Source organism: Pseudomonas sp. A-RE-19 (assembly GCF_019956555.1).
GTDB lineage: Bacteria > Pseudomonadota > Gammaproteobacteria > Pseudomonadales > Pseudomonadaceae > Aquipseudomonas.
Genome location: NZ_JAHBDQ010000011.1, coordinates 26,644 through 43,348, shown reverse-complemented (window position 1 = coordinate 43,348; position 16,705 = coordinate 26,644). Strand labels below are relative to the sequence as shown.

19 protein-coding genes are annotated in these 16,705 nt (G+C 56.8%); 2 read left to right on the top strand and 17 right to left on the bottom strand.

Translation table 11 applies throughout. The features are described from left to right. Positions 1 to 39 precede the first annotated feature (39 nt). Positions 40 to 2,244 carry an OsmC domain/YcaO domain-containing protein gene (locus tag KGB14_RS08355; protein WP_223485547.1) on the top strand — a complete coding sequence of 735 codons (2,205 nt, stop codon included), beginning with the start codon at positions 40 to 42 and terminating at the stop codon, positions 2,242 to 2,244. Between the two features lie 72 nt (positions 2,245 to 2,316). Here the strand turns inward: KGB14_RS08355 and KGB14_RS08350 are convergent, their stop codons facing one another. Together KGB14_RS08350 and KGB14_RS08345 are read right to left on the bottom strand one after the other, a co-directional pair. Further along, positions 2,317 to 2,841, bottom strand: a complete 525-nt coding sequence (locus KGB14_RS08350) for a single-stranded DNA-binding protein (protein ID WP_007896798.1) — start codon at positions 2,839 to 2,841, stop codon at positions 2,317 to 2,319. 9 nt (positions 2,842 to 2,850) lie between these two features. Next, on the bottom strand, positions 2,851 to 4,248 hold the full coding sequence (locus KGB14_RS08345) for an MFS transporter (RefSeq protein WP_223485545.1): 1,398 nt from the start codon (positions 4,246 to 4,248) through the stop codon (positions 2,851 to 2,853). A gap of 191 nt (positions 4,249 to 4,439) precedes the next feature. Between KGB14_RS08345 and uvrA the strand changes: the two genes are divergently transcribed. Then, on the top strand, positions 4,440 to 7,274 hold the full coding sequence (gene uvrA, locus KGB14_RS08340) for an excinuclease ABC subunit UvrA (protein ID WP_223485543.1): 2,835 nt from the start codon (positions 4,440 to 4,442) through the stop codon (positions 7,272 to 7,274). A 156-nt stretch (positions 7,275 to 7,430) separates the two neighbouring features. On the opposite strand, the gene bfr is transcribed toward uvrA, so the two are convergent. The 15 genes from bfr to rpsH all read right to left on the bottom strand — a co-directional run bounded on the left by bfr (position 7,431) and on the right by rpsH (position 16,634). After that, entirely contained in the window at positions 7,431 to 7,895 is a 465-nt protein-coding gene (gene bfr, locus KGB14_RS08335; RefSeq protein ID WP_123359019.1) for a bacterioferritin, read from the bottom strand. A gap of 155 nt (positions 7,896 to 8,050) precedes the next feature. Beyond that, on the bottom strand, positions 8,051 to 9,499 hold the full coding sequence (locus KGB14_RS08330; RefSeq protein WP_223485541.1) for a catalase: 1,449 nt from the start codon (positions 9,497 to 9,499) through the stop codon (positions 8,051 to 8,053). A 239-nt stretch (positions 9,500 to 9,738) separates the two neighbouring features. Further along, positions 9,739 to 10,125 carry a 50S ribosomal protein L17 gene (gene rplQ, locus KGB14_RS08325; RefSeq protein ID WP_007896790.1) on the bottom strand — a complete coding sequence of 129 codons (387 nt, stop codon included), beginning with the start codon at positions 10,123 to 10,125 and terminating at the stop codon, positions 9,739 to 9,741. 42 nt (positions 10,126 to 10,167) lie between these two features. Further along, positions 10,168 to 11,169, bottom strand: a complete 1,002-nt coding sequence (locus KGB14_RS08320) for a DNA-directed RNA polymerase subunit alpha (RefSeq protein ID WP_003186012.1) — start codon at positions 11,167 to 11,169, stop codon at positions 10,168 to 10,170. A 22-nt stretch (positions 11,170 to 11,191) separates the two neighbouring features. Beyond that, positions 11,192 to 11,812, bottom strand: coding sequence for a 30S ribosomal protein S4 (gene rpsD, locus KGB14_RS08315; RefSeq protein WP_003176404.1), 621 nt, complete (start codon positions 11,810 to 11,812; stop codon positions 11,192 to 11,194). A gap of 18 nt (positions 11,813 to 11,830) precedes the next feature. Beyond that, complete coding sequence (rpsK, locus tag KGB14_RS08310) at positions 11,831 to 12,220, bottom strand: 30S ribosomal protein S11 (RefSeq protein WP_002555466.1); 390 nt, start codon at positions 12,218 to 12,220, stop codon at positions 11,831 to 11,833. A 30-nt stretch (positions 12,221 to 12,250) separates the two neighbouring features. Further along, the gene (gene rpsM, locus KGB14_RS08305; RefSeq protein ID WP_003186020.1) at positions 12,251 to 12,607 is read right to left on the bottom strand and encodes a 30S ribosomal protein S13; all 357 of its coding nucleotides are present in this window, start codon (positions 12,605 to 12,607) and stop codon (positions 12,251 to 12,253) included. 130 nt (positions 12,608 to 12,737) lie between these two features. Then, positions 12,738 to 12,854 (bottom strand): 50S ribosomal protein L36, encoded by a 117-nt coding sequence (rpmJ, locus tag KGB14_RS08300; protein WP_002555468.1) that lies wholly within the window; start codon positions 12,852 to 12,854, stop codon positions 12,738 to 12,740. Between the two features lie 27 nt (positions 12,855 to 12,881). Continuing rightward, complete coding sequence (gene secY, locus KGB14_RS08295; RefSeq protein ID WP_003228718.1) at positions 12,882 to 14,210, bottom strand: preprotein translocase subunit SecY; 1,329 nt, start codon at positions 14,208 to 14,210, stop codon at positions 12,882 to 12,884. Then, positions 14,211 to 14,648: a 50S ribosomal protein L15 gene (gene rplO / locus KGB14_RS08290; protein WP_007896782.1), complete on the bottom strand. Its 438-nt coding sequence runs from the start codon at positions 14,646 to 14,648 to the stop codon at positions 14,211 to 14,213. It abuts the gene before it with no gap. A gap of 3 nt (positions 14,649 to 14,651) precedes the next feature. Continuing rightward, positions 14,652 to 14,828, bottom strand: coding sequence for a 50S ribosomal protein L30 (gene rpmD, locus KGB14_RS08285; RefSeq protein WP_003186033.1), 177 nt, complete (start codon positions 14,826 to 14,828; stop codon positions 14,652 to 14,654). A gap of 2 nt (positions 14,829 to 14,830) precedes the next feature. Beyond that, a complete protein-coding gene (rpsE, locus tag KGB14_RS08280; protein WP_003186035.1) occupies positions 14,831 to 15,331 on the bottom strand; it encodes a 30S ribosomal protein S5 in 501 nt (166 codons plus the stop codon). A 3-nt stretch (positions 15,332 to 15,334) separates the two neighbouring features. After that, entirely contained in the window at positions 15,335 to 15,685 is a 351-nt protein-coding gene (rplR, locus tag KGB14_RS08275) for a 50S ribosomal protein L18 (protein WP_003186037.1), read from the bottom strand. Positions 15,686 to 15,695: 10 nt separating this feature from the next. Continuing rightward, entirely contained in the window at positions 15,696 to 16,229 is a 534-nt protein-coding gene (gene rplF, locus KGB14_RS08270; RefSeq protein WP_003176412.1) for a 50S ribosomal protein L6, read from the bottom strand. 12 nt (positions 16,230 to 16,241) lie between these two features. Further along, positions 16,242 to 16,634, bottom strand: a complete 393-nt coding sequence (rpsH, locus tag KGB14_RS08265) for a 30S ribosomal protein S8 (RefSeq protein ID WP_008065722.1) — start codon at positions 16,632 to 16,634, stop codon at positions 16,242 to 16,244. Positions 16,635 to 16,705: the final 71 nt, after the last annotated feature.

The window sequence follows — 16,705 nt, the reverse complement described above, 5'->3', positions numbered from 1 at the left end:
GCGGCCAAATCGTCTAGCCCGTTATTCTGGTAATCCCCCATGGAAATCAAGGTCAACTTTCTCGACAACCTTCGGCTTGAAGCCAAGTTCGATGACTTCACGGTGGTGGCCGATCAACCTATCCGCTACAAGGGCGATGGCTCGGCACCGGGTCCATTCGACTACTTCCTGGCTTCGTCGGCGTTGTGTGCCGCGTATTTTGTGAAGTTGTACTGCAGCACCCGCAATATTCCCACGGATAACATCCGCCTCTCGCAGAACAATATTGTTGACCCGGAAAACCGCTACAACCAGATTTTCAAGATCCAGGTCGAGTTGCCTGCGGACATCTCCGACAAGGACCGCCAGGGCATCCTACGTTCCATCGACCGTTGCACCGTGAAAAAAGTGGTGCAAGCCGGGCCTGAATTTGTGATCGAAGAGGTGGAAAACCTCGACGCCGATGCCCAGGCGTTGCTGATGCCTGCTTCTAACTCAGAGGCGCACACCTATATCGCGGGCAAGGATCTGCCGCTGGAGCAAACCATCGCCAATATGTCGGCCATTCTGGCGGACCTGGGCATGAAGATTGAAATCGCCTCCTGGCGCAATATCGTGCCCAATGTGTGGTCGCTGCATATCCGCGATGCGCACTCGCCGATGTGCTTTACCAACGGCAAGGGTGCGACCAAGGAAGGCGCGTTGGCGTCGGCGTTGGGCGAGTTTATCGAGCGACTCAACTGCAACTTCTTCTACAACGACCAGTTCTGGGGCGAAGACATCGCCAACGCGGCGTTTGTGCACTACCCGGACGAACGCTGGTTCAAGCCTGGCCGAAAAGATGAACTGCCAACTGAAATTCTCGACGAGTACTGCCTGAAGATTTACAACCGCGACGGCGAGTTGCGTGGCTCCCATCTGATCGATACCAACTCGGGCAATGAAGAGCGCGGCATCTGCTCGCTGCCGTACGTGCGCCAGTCGGACGGCGAGGTGGTGTATTTCCCGTCCAACCTGATTGAAAACCTTTTCCTGAGCAACGGCATGAGTGCCGGTAACACGCTGGCCGAAGCCCAGGTGCAGTGCCTGTCGGAGATCTTCGAGCGTGCGGTAAAACGCGAAATCATCGAAGGTGAATTCGCACTGCCGGATGTGCCGGCCAACGTGCTGGCGAAATACCCCGGGATACTGGCCGGCATTCAGGCGCTGGAAGAACAAGGGTTCCCCGTGCTGGTGAAAGATGCGTCCCTGGGTGGTGAATTCCCGGTGATGTGCGTCACGTTGATGAACCCGCGTACCGGCGGTGTGTTCGCCTCGTTCGGCGCGCATCCGAGCCTGGAAGTGGCGCTGGAACGCAGCCTGACTGAATTGCTCCAGGGCCGCAGCTTCGAAGGCCTCAACGACTTGCCCCAGCCGACGTTTGAAGGTCACGCAGTGACCGAGCCAAATAACTTCGTCGAGCACTTTATCGACTCCAGCGGCGTGGTGTCGTGGCGCTTCTTCAGCTCCAAGTCGGATTACGAATTCGTGGAATGGGACTTCTCCGGCCAGGGTGAAAACTCGAATGCCGAGGAAGCCGCGACCTTGTTCGGCATTCTCGAAGGCATGGGCAAGGAAGTGTATATGGCGGTCTACGAGCATATCGGCGCGAAGGCGTGTCGCATCCTGGTGCCGAACTATTCGGAAATCTATCCCGCGGACGATCTGATCTGGGATAACACCAACAAAGCGCTGTTTTTCCGCGCCGATATCCTGAACCTGCATCGCCTGGACGAAGAAGAACTGCAAGCGCTGGTTGAGCGTCTGGTGGAAAGTGAACTGGACGACTACACCGACATCACCACCTTGATCGGCATCGAATTTGACGACAACACGGCTTGGGGTCAGCTGACGATCCTGGAGTTGAAGCTGCTGATTTATCTCGCCTTGCAGCGGTTTGAAGAGGCGAAAGAAGCGGTAGAAATGTTCCTGCAGTACAACGACAACACGGTTGAGCGTGGCTTGTTCTATCAGGCCGTCAATGTGGTGCTGGAGATGGAACTGGACGAAGACCTGGAGCTGGAAGACTACGAGGCCAATTTCCGCCGCATGTTTGGCAACGAGCGGACGGATGCAGCGATCGGATCGGTGAACGGCAGCGTGCGCTTCCATGGCTTGACGCCGACCAGCATGAAACTGGAGGGGCTCGACAGGCACCTGCGGTTGATCGATAGCTACAAGAAACTGCACTCGACACGGGCCAACGTGACCACTTTATTCAGTTAACAGCGCCCACAAAAAAGCGAAGCCAGATCACTCTGGCTTCGCTTTTTTTATTACTGACTGGATTGCTGCTTTTTAGAACGGGATATCGTCATCAAAGCTGTCGAAATCCGGAGCCGGCTGAGGAGCGGCCTGCTGCTGTGGAGCCGGACGCGACTGTTGCGGTGCCGACTGCTGCGGACGCGGAGCCTGTTGGCGTGGAGCCGGGGCGGACTGCTGGTAGTTATTGCCCCCGCCTTGTTGGTCGCCCTGTTGTGGACGGCCGCCCAGCAGTTGCATGGTGCCTTGCATGTCGACCACGATTTCAGTGGTGTAACGCTTGATACCGTCTTTTTCCCACTCGCGGGTCTGCAACTTGCCTTCGATGTACACCTGCGAACCTTTGCGCAGGTATTCGCCGGCAATTTCGGCAACCTTGCCGAACATCGACACACGGTGCCATTCGGTCTTCTCGACCTTCTGACCGGTTTGCTTGTCGGTCCACTGTTCGCTGGTCGCCAGACTCAGGTTGGTCACGGCGTTACCGTTAGGCAAGTAGCGAACTTCGGGATCCTGGCCGCAAGTGCCGACCAATATGACTTTGTTAACCCCACGGGCCATAACGTTCTCCTAGGCTTCGCACGCTGCCTCGGCCGGGTTGTTCACCAGGCGCTCAAGGGTGGTGCGATCCAATAGTTCGGTGTCCAATTTGATGTAAATCGCCGCCTCATCCGCGACGATCACTGCATCTGTTACCCCTACAACGGCCATCAGGCGCTCGACCAGACCCGCTTCGCGGATCGCCTCAGGCGACAACGGCAAGCGCAGGCTCGTCACGTAAGGTGGTTCGCGCATGGTAACAGCAAAGGCCAGCCAGAGGGCAGCCAGGCCGGCGCATCCGAGGAAGACAACCGACAAACCGCCGTGCTGGAACATCCAGCCGCCGAGGATCCCGCCCAGTGCCGAACCGAGGAACTGACTGGTGGAATAAACCCCCATCGCCGTGCCCTTGCCGCCCGCCGGTGAAACCTTGCTGATCAGCGATGGCAACGAAGCTTCCAGCAAGTTGAACGCGGTAAAGAACACCACCGTCCCGATCACCAGAGCCCGCAAGCTATCGCCGAACTGCCAGAAGAATAGCTCAGTGAGCATCAGCGTCAGCACCGCGCCCAATAAAACTCGTTTCATTTTGCGTTTCTTCTCGCCATAGATAATGAACGGGATCATGGCGAAGAAGGAGATCAGCAGCGCGGCCAGGTACACCCACCAATGCTGTTCTTTGGGCAGCCCGGCTTTTTCGACCAGGGCCAGCGGCAACGCAACGAAGCTCGACATCAACATCGCGTGCAACACAAAAATACCCAGGTCCAGGCGCAGCAGGTCCGGGTGCTTGAGCGTCGGGATCAGCGCCTGACGGGCGACGCCGGACTCACGGTGCTGCAACGGCCCGGTTGCGCGCGGCACCATGAACATCACAATGACGATGCCGAACAACGCCATGCCGCCGGTGGCGAGGAACAGCCCGGACAAACCGAAGGCGCGGGTCAGCAACGGCCCGACCACCATGGCGACCGCGAACGACAGGCCGATCGTCATGCCGATCATGGCCATGGCCTTGGTCCGATGCTGCTCCCGGGTCAGGTCTGACAATAACGCCATGACCGCCGCGGAAATCGCCCCGGCGCCCTGCAGGATGCGTCCGGCAATGACGCCCCAGATCGAATCGGCATTGGCCGCCAGCAGACTCCCGAGGGCGAAGACGATCAGCCCCAGGTAAATCACCGGACGGCGACCAATGCGGTCGGAAATGAAGCCGAAAGGAATCTGAAAAATCGCCTGGGTCAGGCCGTAAGCGCCAATCGCCAACCCGATGAGGGCCGGGGTCGCTCCTGCCAGGTCCATCCCATAGGTCGCCAGAACCGGCAACACCATGAACATGCCAAGCATACGGAAGGCGAACACCAGGGCCAGACCGCTTGCTGCGCGGGTCTCACTGCCACTCATGCGTTCGCTGTGGGGATCGTGCATGGAAAAACCTCATGTGAACCGGCGGCGATTCTACCAGTCCCATCGATTGACGGGGTATATCGCGACGCAATGACGCGCTCTGCTGACAGACTCTTCATGTAAGGCTGCGGCCCTCTCATTTGATAGTGTGCATCCATCCAGTATTTGGCCGTATACTCCTACGTTTTCGACGCCCGCCGAGCGAGGCCACTTTGGACAAGATCCTGATTCGTGGGGCCCGAACCCACAACCTGAAGAACATCGACCTGACCCTGCCGCGGGACAAACTGATCGTCATCACCGGCCTGTCCGGATCCGGCAAGTCGTCCCTGGCCTTCGACACGCTGTACGCCGAAGGTCAGCGGCGCTATGTCGAATCGCTGTCGGCCTACGCCCGGCAGTTCCTGTCGATGATGGAAAAACCTGATGTCGACACCATCGAAGGTCTGTCGCCAGCGATCTCCATCGAACAGAAGTCGACCTCGCACAACCCGCGTTCGACGGTTGGCACCATTACCGAAATCTACGACTACCTGCGCCTGCTCTATGCTCGCGTCGGTATTCCGCGCTGCCCGGACCACGACATTCCGCTGGAAGCCCAGACCGTCAGCCAGATGGTCGACCTGGTGCTGGCACAACCGGAGGGCAGCAAACTGATGCTGCTGGCTCCGGTGATCCGCGAGCGCAAGGGCGAGCACCTCTCCGTCTTCGAAGAACTGCGCGCCCAGGGGTTTGTGCGGGCCCGGGTCAACGGCAGGTTGTGCGAGCTGGACGAGTTGCCGAAGCTGGATAAACAGAAGAAGCACTCGATCGACGTCGTGGTCGACCGCTTCAAGGTCCGCGCCGATCTGCAACAGCGCTTGGCCGAATCGTTCGAGACCGCGCTGAAACTGGCAGACGGTATCGCTCTTGTGGCGCCTATGGATGATGAGCCCGGCGAAGAAATCATCTTCTCCGCCCGCTTCGCCTGCCCGATCTGCGGCCATGCCATCAGCGAGCTGGAACCCAAGCTGTTTTCCTTCAACAACCCGGCCGGTGCCTGCCCAACCTGCGATGGCCTGGGGGTTAAACAGTTTTTCGACATCAAGCGATTGGTGAACGGTGAACTGACCCTGGCCGAAGGCGCGATTCGCGGCTGGGACCGGCGCAACGTCTATTACTTCCAGATGCTTGGCTCGCTGGCCTCGCACTACAAATTCAGTCTTGAAGTGCCATTCAACGAACTGCCGGCCGATCAGCAGAAATTCATCCTGCATGGCAGCGGCTCGCAGAACGTCGACTTCAAATACCTGAACGACCGTGGCGACATCGTCAAACGTTCGCACCCGTTCGAAGGCATCGTGCCGAACCTGGAACGCCGCTACCGCGAAACCGAGTCGGCTTCGGTCCGTGAAGAACTGGCCAAGTTCCTCAGCACCCAACCCTGCCCGGATTGCCGCGGCACCCGTCTGCGTCGCGAGGCGCGGCACGTGTGGGTTGGCGAGAAGACCTTGCCGGCGGTGACCAATCTGCCAATCGGCGACGCCTGTGAGTATTTCGGCGTGCTGAAACTGACCGGCCGCCGTGGCGAGATTGCCGACAAGATCCTCAAGGAAATCCGCGAGCGGCTGCAGTTTCTGGTCAACGTTGGCCTGGACTACTTGTCGCTGGATCGCAGTGCCGACACGCTATCCGGCGGTGAAGCCCAGCGGATTCGCCTGGCCAGTCAGATTGGCGCCGGTCTGGTGGGGGTTCTGTACATCCTCGATGAACCGTCAATCGGTCTGCATCAACGGGACAACGACCGGTTGCTGGGCACCCTCAAGCACCTGCGGGACATCGGCAACACGGTGATCGTGGTTGAGCACGATGAAGATGCGATTCGTCTGGCCGACTATGTGGTGGATATCGGCCCGGGCGCCGGTGTGCACGGCGGACATATCGTTGCCGAAGGGACGCCGGCCGAAGTGATGGCTCACCCTGATTCGCTGACTGGCAAGTATTTGTCGGGCCGGGTGAAGATCGCAGTGCCAGCCAAGCGCACGCCGCGTAACAAGAAGTTGTCGCTGTCGCTCAAGGGCGCTCGCGGCAACAATTTGCGCAATGTCGACCTTGAGATTCCGATCGGTCTGCTGACCTGTGTGACCGGTGTGTCCGGTTCAGGCAAATCGACGCTGATCAACAACACGCTGTTCCCTCTGAGCGCTACCGCACTCAACGGCGCGACAACGCTTGAAGCGGCGGCTCACGACAACATCAAAGGTCTGGAGCATCTGGACAAGGTCGTCGACATCGACCAGAGCCCGATTGGTCGCACACCGCGCTCCAACCCGGCGACCTACACCGGGCTGTTCACGCCGATCCGCGAGTTGTTCGCCGGTGTGCCGGAATCCCGCTCTCGCGGCTACGGGCCGGGGCGTTTCTCCTTCAACGTGAAAGGTGGACGTTGCGAAGCCTGTCAGGGCGATGGCCTGATCAAGGTGGAAATGCACTTCCTGCCGGACATCTATGTCCCGTGCGATGTCTGCAAGAGCAAGCGTTACAACCGCGAGACGCTGGAGATCAAGTACAAGGGCAAGAGCATCCACGAAACCCTCGAGATGACCATCGAGGAAGCCCGGGTGTTCTTCGACGCCGTTCCTGCCTTGGCGCGCAAGCTTCAGACATTGATGGACGTAGGCCTTTCCTACATCAAGCTGGGGCAATCGGCGACGACGCTGTCGGGTGGTGAAGCCCAACGGGTGAAACTGTCCCGCGAGCTGTCCAAGCGTGATACCGGCAAGACCCTGTACATCCTCGATGAGCCGACCACCGGCCTGCACTTCGCGGATATCCAGCAACTGCTCGATGTTTTGCATCGTCTGCGCGATCACGGCAACACCGTGGTGGTGATCGAGCACAACCTGGACGTGATCAAGACCGCCGACTGGTTGGTGGACCTGGGGCCGGAAGGTGGGTCCAAGGGCGGCCAGATCATTGCCGTCGGGACACCAGAAGAAGTATCGGAGATGAAGCAGTCTCACACCGGCTTCTACCTGAAACCTCTACTGGCTCGCGACAAGGCCTGAATCAGGCCCACAAAAAAGCCCCTGTCACTTCATCGGTGACAGGGGCTTTTTTATGCGCTTCTGTAGGAGCGAGGCTTGCCCGCGAAGGCCTCACCTCGGTCTGGCTGATGCACCGCGGCGATCCCTTCGCGGGCAAGCCTCGCTCCTACAACAGCATCAGAACTGCGATTGCAGATAGTTTTCCAGACCAATCAGTTTGATCAGACCCAGCTGCTTCTCGAGCCAGTAGGTGTGATCTTCTTCGGTATCGGCCAGCTGAATACGCAGGATCTCGCGACTGACGTAATCCTTGTGCAACTCGCAGAGCTCGATGCCTTTGCAGAGAGCTGCGCGAACTTTGTATTCCAGACGCAGGTCGGCGGCGAGCATGTCAGGCACGGTGGTACCGACATCCAGGTCATCCGGACGCATGCGCGGAGTACCTTCAAGCATGAGGATGCGGCGCATCAGGGCATCAGCGTGCTGAGCCTCTTCTTCCATCTCGTGGTTGATACGTTCGTAGAGCTCGGTGAACCCCCAGTCCTCGTACATCCGCGAATGGATGAAATACTGATCACGGGCTGCCAGCTCACCGGTCAGCAATGTGTTGAGGTAATCGATTACGTCTGGGTGACCTTGCATCGCCCTACATCTCCCTGCTTGAAAGTCTGTAGTTTGAACCAACCTGACCCGAAGGTCACTCTCCCGACGCAATACAAGTGCAGAATTTCTGAGAAAAGAGGTTTAAATAACGCAAAAACCGCCCAAATGAGGGCGGTTCTGCTTATCGTTTAGACTTAGCTAAGCTGTACGCCCAACGCCTTTGCAATTCCTTCTCCATACGCTGGGTCAGCCCTGAAGAAGTGTTGCAGTTGACGGTCAATCACGTCATCGGAAACCCCGGCCATGGCACCGGCAATATTGTTGATCAGCAGGGCTTTCTGCTCATCGCTCATCAGGCGGAACAGCGCACCGGCATGGCTGTAATAGTCGGTATCTTCGCGATGATCGTAACGATCGGCGGCGCCGCTCAAGGCCAAAGCTGGTTCCGCGTAACGCGGCGCCTGTTTCGGTGACTCCACGTAGCTGTTCGGCTCGTAGTTCGGCGCTGAACCACCATTAACGCCAAATGCCATGGAGCCGTCGCGCTGGTAGGTGTTGACCGGACTACGAGGCGCATTCACCGGCAATTGCTGGTGATTGGTGCCCACACGGTAGCGATGGGCATCGGCGTAAGCGAACACGCGACCTTGTAGCATGCGATCAGGTGACAGACCGACACCCGGGACCATGTTGCTCGGACCGAACGCAGCTTGCTCGACTTCAGCGAAGTAGTTCAGCGGATTGCGGTTGAGCTCCAACTCGCCCACCTCGATCAACGGAAACTCTTTCTGCGACCAGGTTTTGGTAACGTCGAACGGGTTCTCGTAGTGATCGGCGGCCTGGGCCTCGGACATGACCTGGATGTTGACACTCCATTTCGGGAAGTCTCCGCGCTCAATGGCGCCGAACAGGTCACGTTGTGCGTAATCCGGATCGGTACCCGCCAACCGCGCCGCTTCTGCCGGAGCGAGGTTCTTGATCCCCTGTTTGGTTTTGTAGTGCCACTTCACCCAGTGACGCTCGCCATTGGCGTTGATCAGGCTGTAGGTGTGGCTACCGAAGCCGTGCATGTGGCGATAACCGTCGGGAATGCCGCGGTCGGAGAACAGGATAGTGACCTGGTGCAACGCCTCAGGCGAATGCGACCAGAAATCCCACATCATCTGCGCGCTTTTCAGGTTGCTTTGCGGCAGGCGCTTTTGGGTATGGATAAAGTCAGGGAATTTCAGCGGATCACGGATGAAGAACACCGGCGTATTGTTACCGACGATGTCCCAGTTGCCTTCCTCGGTGTAGAACTTCAGGGCAAAACCGCGTGGATCACGCTCGGTGTCAGCCGAACCGCGTTCGCCGCCCACGGTGGAGAATCGCAGGAAGGTCGGGGTTTGCTTACCAACGGACTCGAACAGCTTGGCGCTGGTGTATTCGGAGATGTCGCGAGTCACGGTGAACGTACCGTAAGCACCCGAGCCTTTGGCGTGTACACGACGCTCAGGGATGTTTTCACGGTTGAAATGAGCAAGCTTCTCGATCAGGTGGAAATCGTCGAGCAGCAAAGGGCCACGAGGGCCGGCAGAGCGGGAATTCTGGTTGTCGGCGACAGGAGCGCCACTGGCGGTCGTAAGCGTGTTGTTCTGGCTCATGCGATCTCATCCTTTGTCAGTTTTGGAGCTGCCGGCTAATCGGCGTGGGAGGGAGTATTGACCATCATTCATGACACCTACAAATTCATTAATTTGCAGACATCAATAGAAAAATACTACCAACAATCCCGCTCATATAGTGACGGCATGAACCGCAGGGAAGCTTGTACGAACAGCGCGTTTCTTACGGGCACAAAAAACCGGGCACTAGGCCCGGTTCTTTGTTTCAGACTGACGTCTTACTCAGCGGATACAGCTTCACCACCGACAGGACGATCAACCAACTCGACGTACGCCATAGGCGCGTTGTCGCCAGTGCGGAAACCGCACTTGAGGATGCGCAGGTAGCCACCCTCACGGGTAGCGTAACGCTTGCCCAGGTCGTTGAAGAGCTTACCAACGATAGCTTTCGAACGAGTACGGTCGAAAGCCAGACGGCGGTTAGCCAGGCTGTCTGTCTTGGCCAAAGTGATCAGCGGCTCAGCAACGCGACGCAGTTCTTTGGCTTTTGGCAGTGTAGTTTTGATCAGCTCGTGCTCGAACAGCGACACCGCCATGTTTTGAAACATGGCCTTGCGGTGCGAGCTGGTGCGGCTCAGGTGACGACCACTTTTACGATGACGCATGGTTCATTCCTTACCAAACACAACGTTCGGTGATTACGACGATCAGGCAGTCGCCTTGTCGTCCTTCTTAAGACTTGCAGGCGGCCAGTTGTCGAGGCGCATGCCGAGGGACAGACCGCGGGAGGCCAGAACGTCCTTGATTTCAGTCAAGGATTTCTTGCCCAGGTTCGGAGTCTTCAACAGCTCTACTTCGGTACGCTGAATCAGGTCACCGATGTAGTAGATGTTTTCCGCCTTAAGGCAGTTAGCCGAACGTACAGTCAGTTCCAGATCGTCAACCGGGCGAAGCAGGATCGGATCGATCTCGTCTTCCTGCTCGACAACCACTGGCTCACTGTCACCTTTGAGGTCGACGAACGCAGCCAACTGCTGTTGCAGAATGGTTGCAGCACGGCGGATAGCCTCTTCAGGATCCAGGGTACCGTTGGTTTCCAGATCAATAACCAGCTTGTCCAGGTTAGTACGCTGCTCGACACGGGCGTTTTCCACCACGTATGCGATACGGCGTACCGGGCTGAACGAAGAGTCAAGCTGCAAGCGACCGATGCTGCGGCTTTCGTCTTCATCGCTCTGACGCGAGTCTGCCGGTTCATAACCACGACCACGAGCTACGGTGAGCTTCATGTTCAGGGCGCCGTTAGACGCCAGGTTAGCGATTACGTGATCGGGGTTAACGATCTCGACATCATGATCCAGCTGAATATCGGCAGCGGTAACCACCCCCGAACCCTTCTTCGACAAGGTCAGCGTAACTTCGTCTCGACCGTGCAGCTTGATAGCCAGACCTTTAAGGTTCAACAGGATTTCAATTACATCTTCCTGTACACCTTCGATGGCGCTGTACTCGTGGAGCACACCGTCAATCTCGGCCTCGACTACTGCACAGCCGGGCATTGAGGACAACAGGATGCGGCGCAGCGCGTTGCCCAGGGTGTGGCCGAAACCACGCTCGAGAGGCTCGAGAGTGATCTTGGCGCGGGTTGGACTGACAACCTGCACATCAATATGGCGGGGTGTCAGGAACTCATTTACCGAAATCTGCATGGATGCACCTATTTTCTAGCCCTTACTTGGAGTAGAGCTCGACAATCAGGCTTTCGTTGATGTCGGCGGACAGATCACTGCGAGCAGGAACGTTCTTGAAAACGCCCGACTTCTTCTCAGTGTCTACTTCTACCCATTCTACGCGGCCACGTTGGGCACACAGATCGAGAGCTTGGACAATGCGAAGTTGGTTCTTTGCTTTCTCGCGAACTGCGACCACGTCACCAGCACGAACCTGGTAAGACGGAACGTTTACGGTCTGACCGTTAACGCTGATCGACTTGTGCGATACCAGCTGACGGGATTCGGCACGAGTAGAGCCAAAACCCATACGGTATACAACGTTGTCCAGACGGCATTCGAGCAGTTGCAACAGGTTTTCGCCAGTTGCGCCTTTCTTGCCAGCAGCTTCTTTGTAGTAGCCGCTGAATTGACGCTCGAGAACGCCGTAGATACGACGGACCTTCTGCTTTTCACGCAGTTGGGTGCCGTAATCGGACTGGCGACCGCGGCGTTGGCCGTGGATACCAGGTGCTGCTTCGATGTTGCACTTCGATTCGATCGCGCGCACGCCGCTCTTCAGAAAGAGATCGGTGCCTTCGCGACGAGCGAGTTTGCATTTTGGACCAATGTAACGAGCCATTCTTTACAATCTCCTGGATTACACGCGGCGCTTCTTCGGCGGACGGCACCCGTTGTGCGGGATTGGCGTCACGTCGGTGATGCTGGCGATCTTGTAGCCACAGCCGTTCAAAGCGCGGACTGCGGATTCACGACCTGGACCTGGACCTTTGACATTAACGTCGAGGTTTTTCAGGCCGTATTCCAGCGCAGCTTGACCAGCACGCTCAGCAGCTACTTGAGCAGCGAACGGGGTGGACTTGCGGGAACCGCGGAAACCCGAACCACCGGAGGTAGCCCAGGAAAGAGCGTTACCTTGACGGTCGGTAATGGTCACGATGGTGTTGTTAAAAGAAGCATGGATGTGGGCGATGCCATCAACCACTGTCTTTTTAACTTTTTTACGAGGACGAGCAGCAGGTTTTGCCATGATTAATTTCCTGTCGATTCGCTGGGGCGATTACTTGCGGATCGGCTTACGCGGACCTTTACGGGTACGCGCGTTAGTCTTGGTACGCTGACCGCGCACTGGAAGACCACGACGATGACGCAGACCGCGATAGCAACCGAGGTCCATCAAACGCTTGATTTTCATGTTGATTTCGCGACGCAGGTCACCTTCAGTGGTGAACTTCGCCACTTCGCCACGCAGCTGTTCAATCTGCTCGTCGCTCAGATCTTTGATCTTTGCCGCTGGGTTTACCCCAGTCACTGCACAAATTTTCTGTGCAGTAGTGCGACCAACACCATAGATGTAGGTCAGCGAGATAACAGTATGCTTGTTATCTGGAATGTTAACGCCTGCAATACGGGCCATTCAGTGGGACTCCAATTGACAGCTACCTACGCCCCGGAAGCCAAGAAATAGGGCGCGAGATAATATCGCTGTAATAACAAATAATCAACCCGGCAGCGCACTAGCTGCCGGGCTTGAAGCACAATCACACTCAGCCTTGGCGCTGTTTGTGACGCGGTTCCGCGCTGCAAATTACTCGAACAACACCTTCGCGGCGAATAATCTTGCAGTTACGGCACAGCTTTTTCACCGATGCACGAACTTTCATCACCAACTCCTCGAACCTTATGGGTACTCAGCGCAACATGCCGCTGCCGTAACCCTTCAGGTTGGCTTTCTTCATCAGGGATTCGTACTGGTGCGAAACGAGGTGCGATTGTACTTGGGACATGAAGTCCATCACAACCACGACGACGATCAGCAACGAGGTCCCGCCAAGGTAGAACGGTACGTTTGCTGCAACCACCAGGAACTGGGGCAGCAAGCACACGGCCGTCATGTATAGAGCACCGAACATGGTCAAGCGAGTCAGAACGCCATCAATGTAGCGCGCAGACTGCTCACCTGGACGGATGCCCGGAATAAAGGCACCGGACTTCTTCAGGTTTTCCGCTACGTCTTTCGGATTGAACATCAACGCCGTATAGAAGAAGCAGAAGAAAATAATCCCTGCACTAAACAGCAGAATATTCAACGGCTGACCAGGAGCGATCGACTGCGAGATGTCCTGCAACCAGCCCATACCTTCAGACTGGCCGAACCAGGCACCCAACGAAGCCGGGAACAGCAAGATGCTGCTCGCGAAAATGGCCGGAATAACACCGGCCATGTTCACCTTCAGCGGCAAGTGGCTAGTCTGCGCAGCGAAGACCTTGCGGCCCTGCTGACGCTTGGCGTAGTGAACAGCAATACGACGCTGACCACGCTCAATGAACACCACGAAACCGATAATCGCTACTGCCAGCAAACCGATGGCAACCAGGGCGAAGATGTTGATATCACCCTGACGTGCAGACTCGAAAGACTGCCCGATCGCTCTCGGAAGACCGGCGACGATACCCGAAAAAATCAACATCGAGATACCGTTGCCAACACCACGCTCAGTAATCTGCTCACCCAGCCACATCATGAACATCGCACCAGCCACAAAAGTGGATACCGCAACGAAATGGAAGCCAAAGTCACCAGTGAACGCAACGCCCTGCCCTGCCAGACCAATGGACATGCCAATGGCCTGAACGAGAGCGAGGACGACAGTGCCGTAGCGGGTGTACTGGCTGATCTTGCGACGGCCAGCTTCACCTTCCTTCTTCAACTGCTCCAGTTGCGGGCTGACGGCGGTCATCAGCTGCATGATGATCGATGCCGAAATGTACGGCATGATCCCCAGTGCAAAGATACTCATCCGTTCCAGCGCGCCGCCGGAAAACATGTTGAACAAGCTAAGAATGGTCCCCTCATTCTGTCGAAACAGGTCCGCGAGTCGGTCCGGGTTGATACCTGGAACCGGGATGTGTGCGCCTATTCGGTAGACGATAATCGCCAGGAACAGAAAACGCAGACGAGCCCAGAGTTCAGACATACCGCCTTTGCCGAGCGCAGAGAGAGCACCTTGCTTAGCCATTTATTCCTCGAACTTGCCGCCAGCTGCTTCGATAGCCGCACGCGCACCTTTGGTGGCGCCGATTCCCTTTCCGATGGTGACAGCGCGAGTAACTTCGCCGGACAGCATGATTTTCACACGCTGAACGTTGACGTTGATCACGTTGGCATCTTTCAGGGACTGCACGGTGACGATGTCGCCTTCCACTTTAGCCAGCTCGGACAAACGCACTTCTGCGCGATCCATGGCTTTCAGGGAAACGAAACCGAACTTCGGCAGGCGACGATGCAGCGGCTGTTGACCGCCTTCAAAGCCTGGAGCAATGGTGCCACCGGAGCGGGAGGACTGACCTTTGTGGCCACGGCCACCGGTCTTGCCCAAACCACTACCGATACCACGGCCCGGACGATGCTTTTCGCGACGGGAACCCGGCGCTGGACTCAGATCATTGAGTTTCATCGATTAACCCTCGACACGCAGCATGTAGTAAGCCTTGTTGATCATCCCGCGATTCTCGGGAGTATCAAGTACTTCTACAGTGTGACCGATGCGACGCAGACCCAGACCCTTAACGCACAGTTTGTGGTTAGGGATGCGGCCGGTCATGCTTTTGATCAGCGTAACTTTAACGGTAGCCATGATCAGAAGATCTCCTTGACGCTTTTGCCACGCTTGGCGGCAATGGATTCAGGAGACTGCATAGCTTTCAAACCTTTGAAAGTGGCGTGAACCACGTTTACCGGGTTAGTCGAGCCGTAGCACTTGGCCAGAACGTTCTGAACGCCAGCAACTTCGAGGACAGCACGCATAGCGCCGCCAGCGATGATACCGGTACCTTCAGAAGCAGGCTGCATGTACACCTTCGAAGCGCCATGGGCGGACTTCATTGCGTACTGCAGAGTGGTGCCGTTCAGATCAACTTGGATCATGTTGCGGCGAGCAGCTTCCATTGCCTTCTGGATCGCAGCAGGCACTTCACGCGACTTGCCACGGCCGAAGCCAACACGCCCTTTACCATCACCAACCACGGTCAACGCGGTGAAAGTGAAGATACGGCCGCCTTTAACGGTTTTGGCTACGCGGTTAACTTGAACCAGCTTCTCGATGTAGCCTTCGTCGCGCTTTTGGTCGTTATTTGACATAACTTAGAACTCCAGCCCAGCTTCACGAGCAGCATCAGCCAGCGCCTTGACGCGGCCGTGGTACTTGAAGCCAGAGCGGTCGAAAGCCACCTGCGAGACGCCAGCGGCTTTAGCACGCGTAGCGACCAGCTGGCCAACCTTAGTGGCCGCGTCGATGTTGCCAGTGGCGCCATCACGCAGTTCTTTATCCAAAGTCGAGGCACTTGCCAGGACTTTGTTGCCGTCGGCCGAAATGACCTGGGCGTAGATGTGCTGCGACGAGCGGAACACGCAGAGACGCACGACTTCGAGTTCGTGCATTTTCAGGCGTGCTTTGCGAGCGCGACGCAGTCGAGTAACTTTTTTGTCGGTCATTTGCTATGCCCTACTTCTTCTTGGCTTCTTTACGACGGACGACTTCGTCCGCGTAGCGCACACCTTTGCCTTTGTACGGCTCTGGTGGACGGAAGTCGCGGATCTCGGCGGCCACTTGACCTACCAGCTGCTTATCGATGCCCTTGATCAGGATATCGGTCTGGCTAGGAGTCTCAGCGGTGATGCCTTCCGGCAGTTCATAATCCACTGGGTGCGAGAAGCCAAGAGCCAGGTTCAGCACTGTGCCTTTTGCTTGCGCTTTGTAACCAACACCGACCAGCTGGAGCTTGCGCTCGAAGCCTTGGCTTACGCCTTGGACCATGTTGTTTACCAACGCACGAGTGGTACCAGCCATTGCGCGAGTTTGTTGATCGCCATTGCGAGCAGCAAAACGCAGCTCACCGGCTTCTTCAACGATCTCAACGGACGAATGGATGTTCAGTTCGAGAGTGCCCTTGGCACCCTTCACCGAAAGCTGTTGGCCTGCGAATTTTACTTCGACACCGGCTGGCAGCTTAACGGGGTTCTTAGCGACGCGTGACATGCTTATCCCCCCTTAGAACACAGTGCAAAGAACTTCGCCGCCGACACCGGCAGCGCGCGCAGCACGATCCGTCATCACACCTTTGTTGGTGGAGACGATAGACACACCGAGACCGCCACGAACTTTTGGCAGATCATCGACGGACTTGTACTGACGCAGGCCTGGACGGCTAACGCGCTTCACTTCCTCGATGACCGGACGGCCTTCGAAGTACTTCAGCTCGATGGACAGCAGTGGTTTGGTTTCGCTGCTGATCTGATAACCCGCAATGTAACCTTCGTCCTTCAGGACTTTGGCAACAGCTACCTTCAAAGTAGAAGATGGCATGCTTACGACGGACTTTTCAGCCATCTGGGCATTACGGATTCGAGTTAGCATGTCCGCTAACGGGTCCTGCATACTCATGGGCTAGACGCTCCTAATACAAAAAAATTAGCCTTGCGGCTACTACTTGTCGCCGAGTACATCCGCACGAA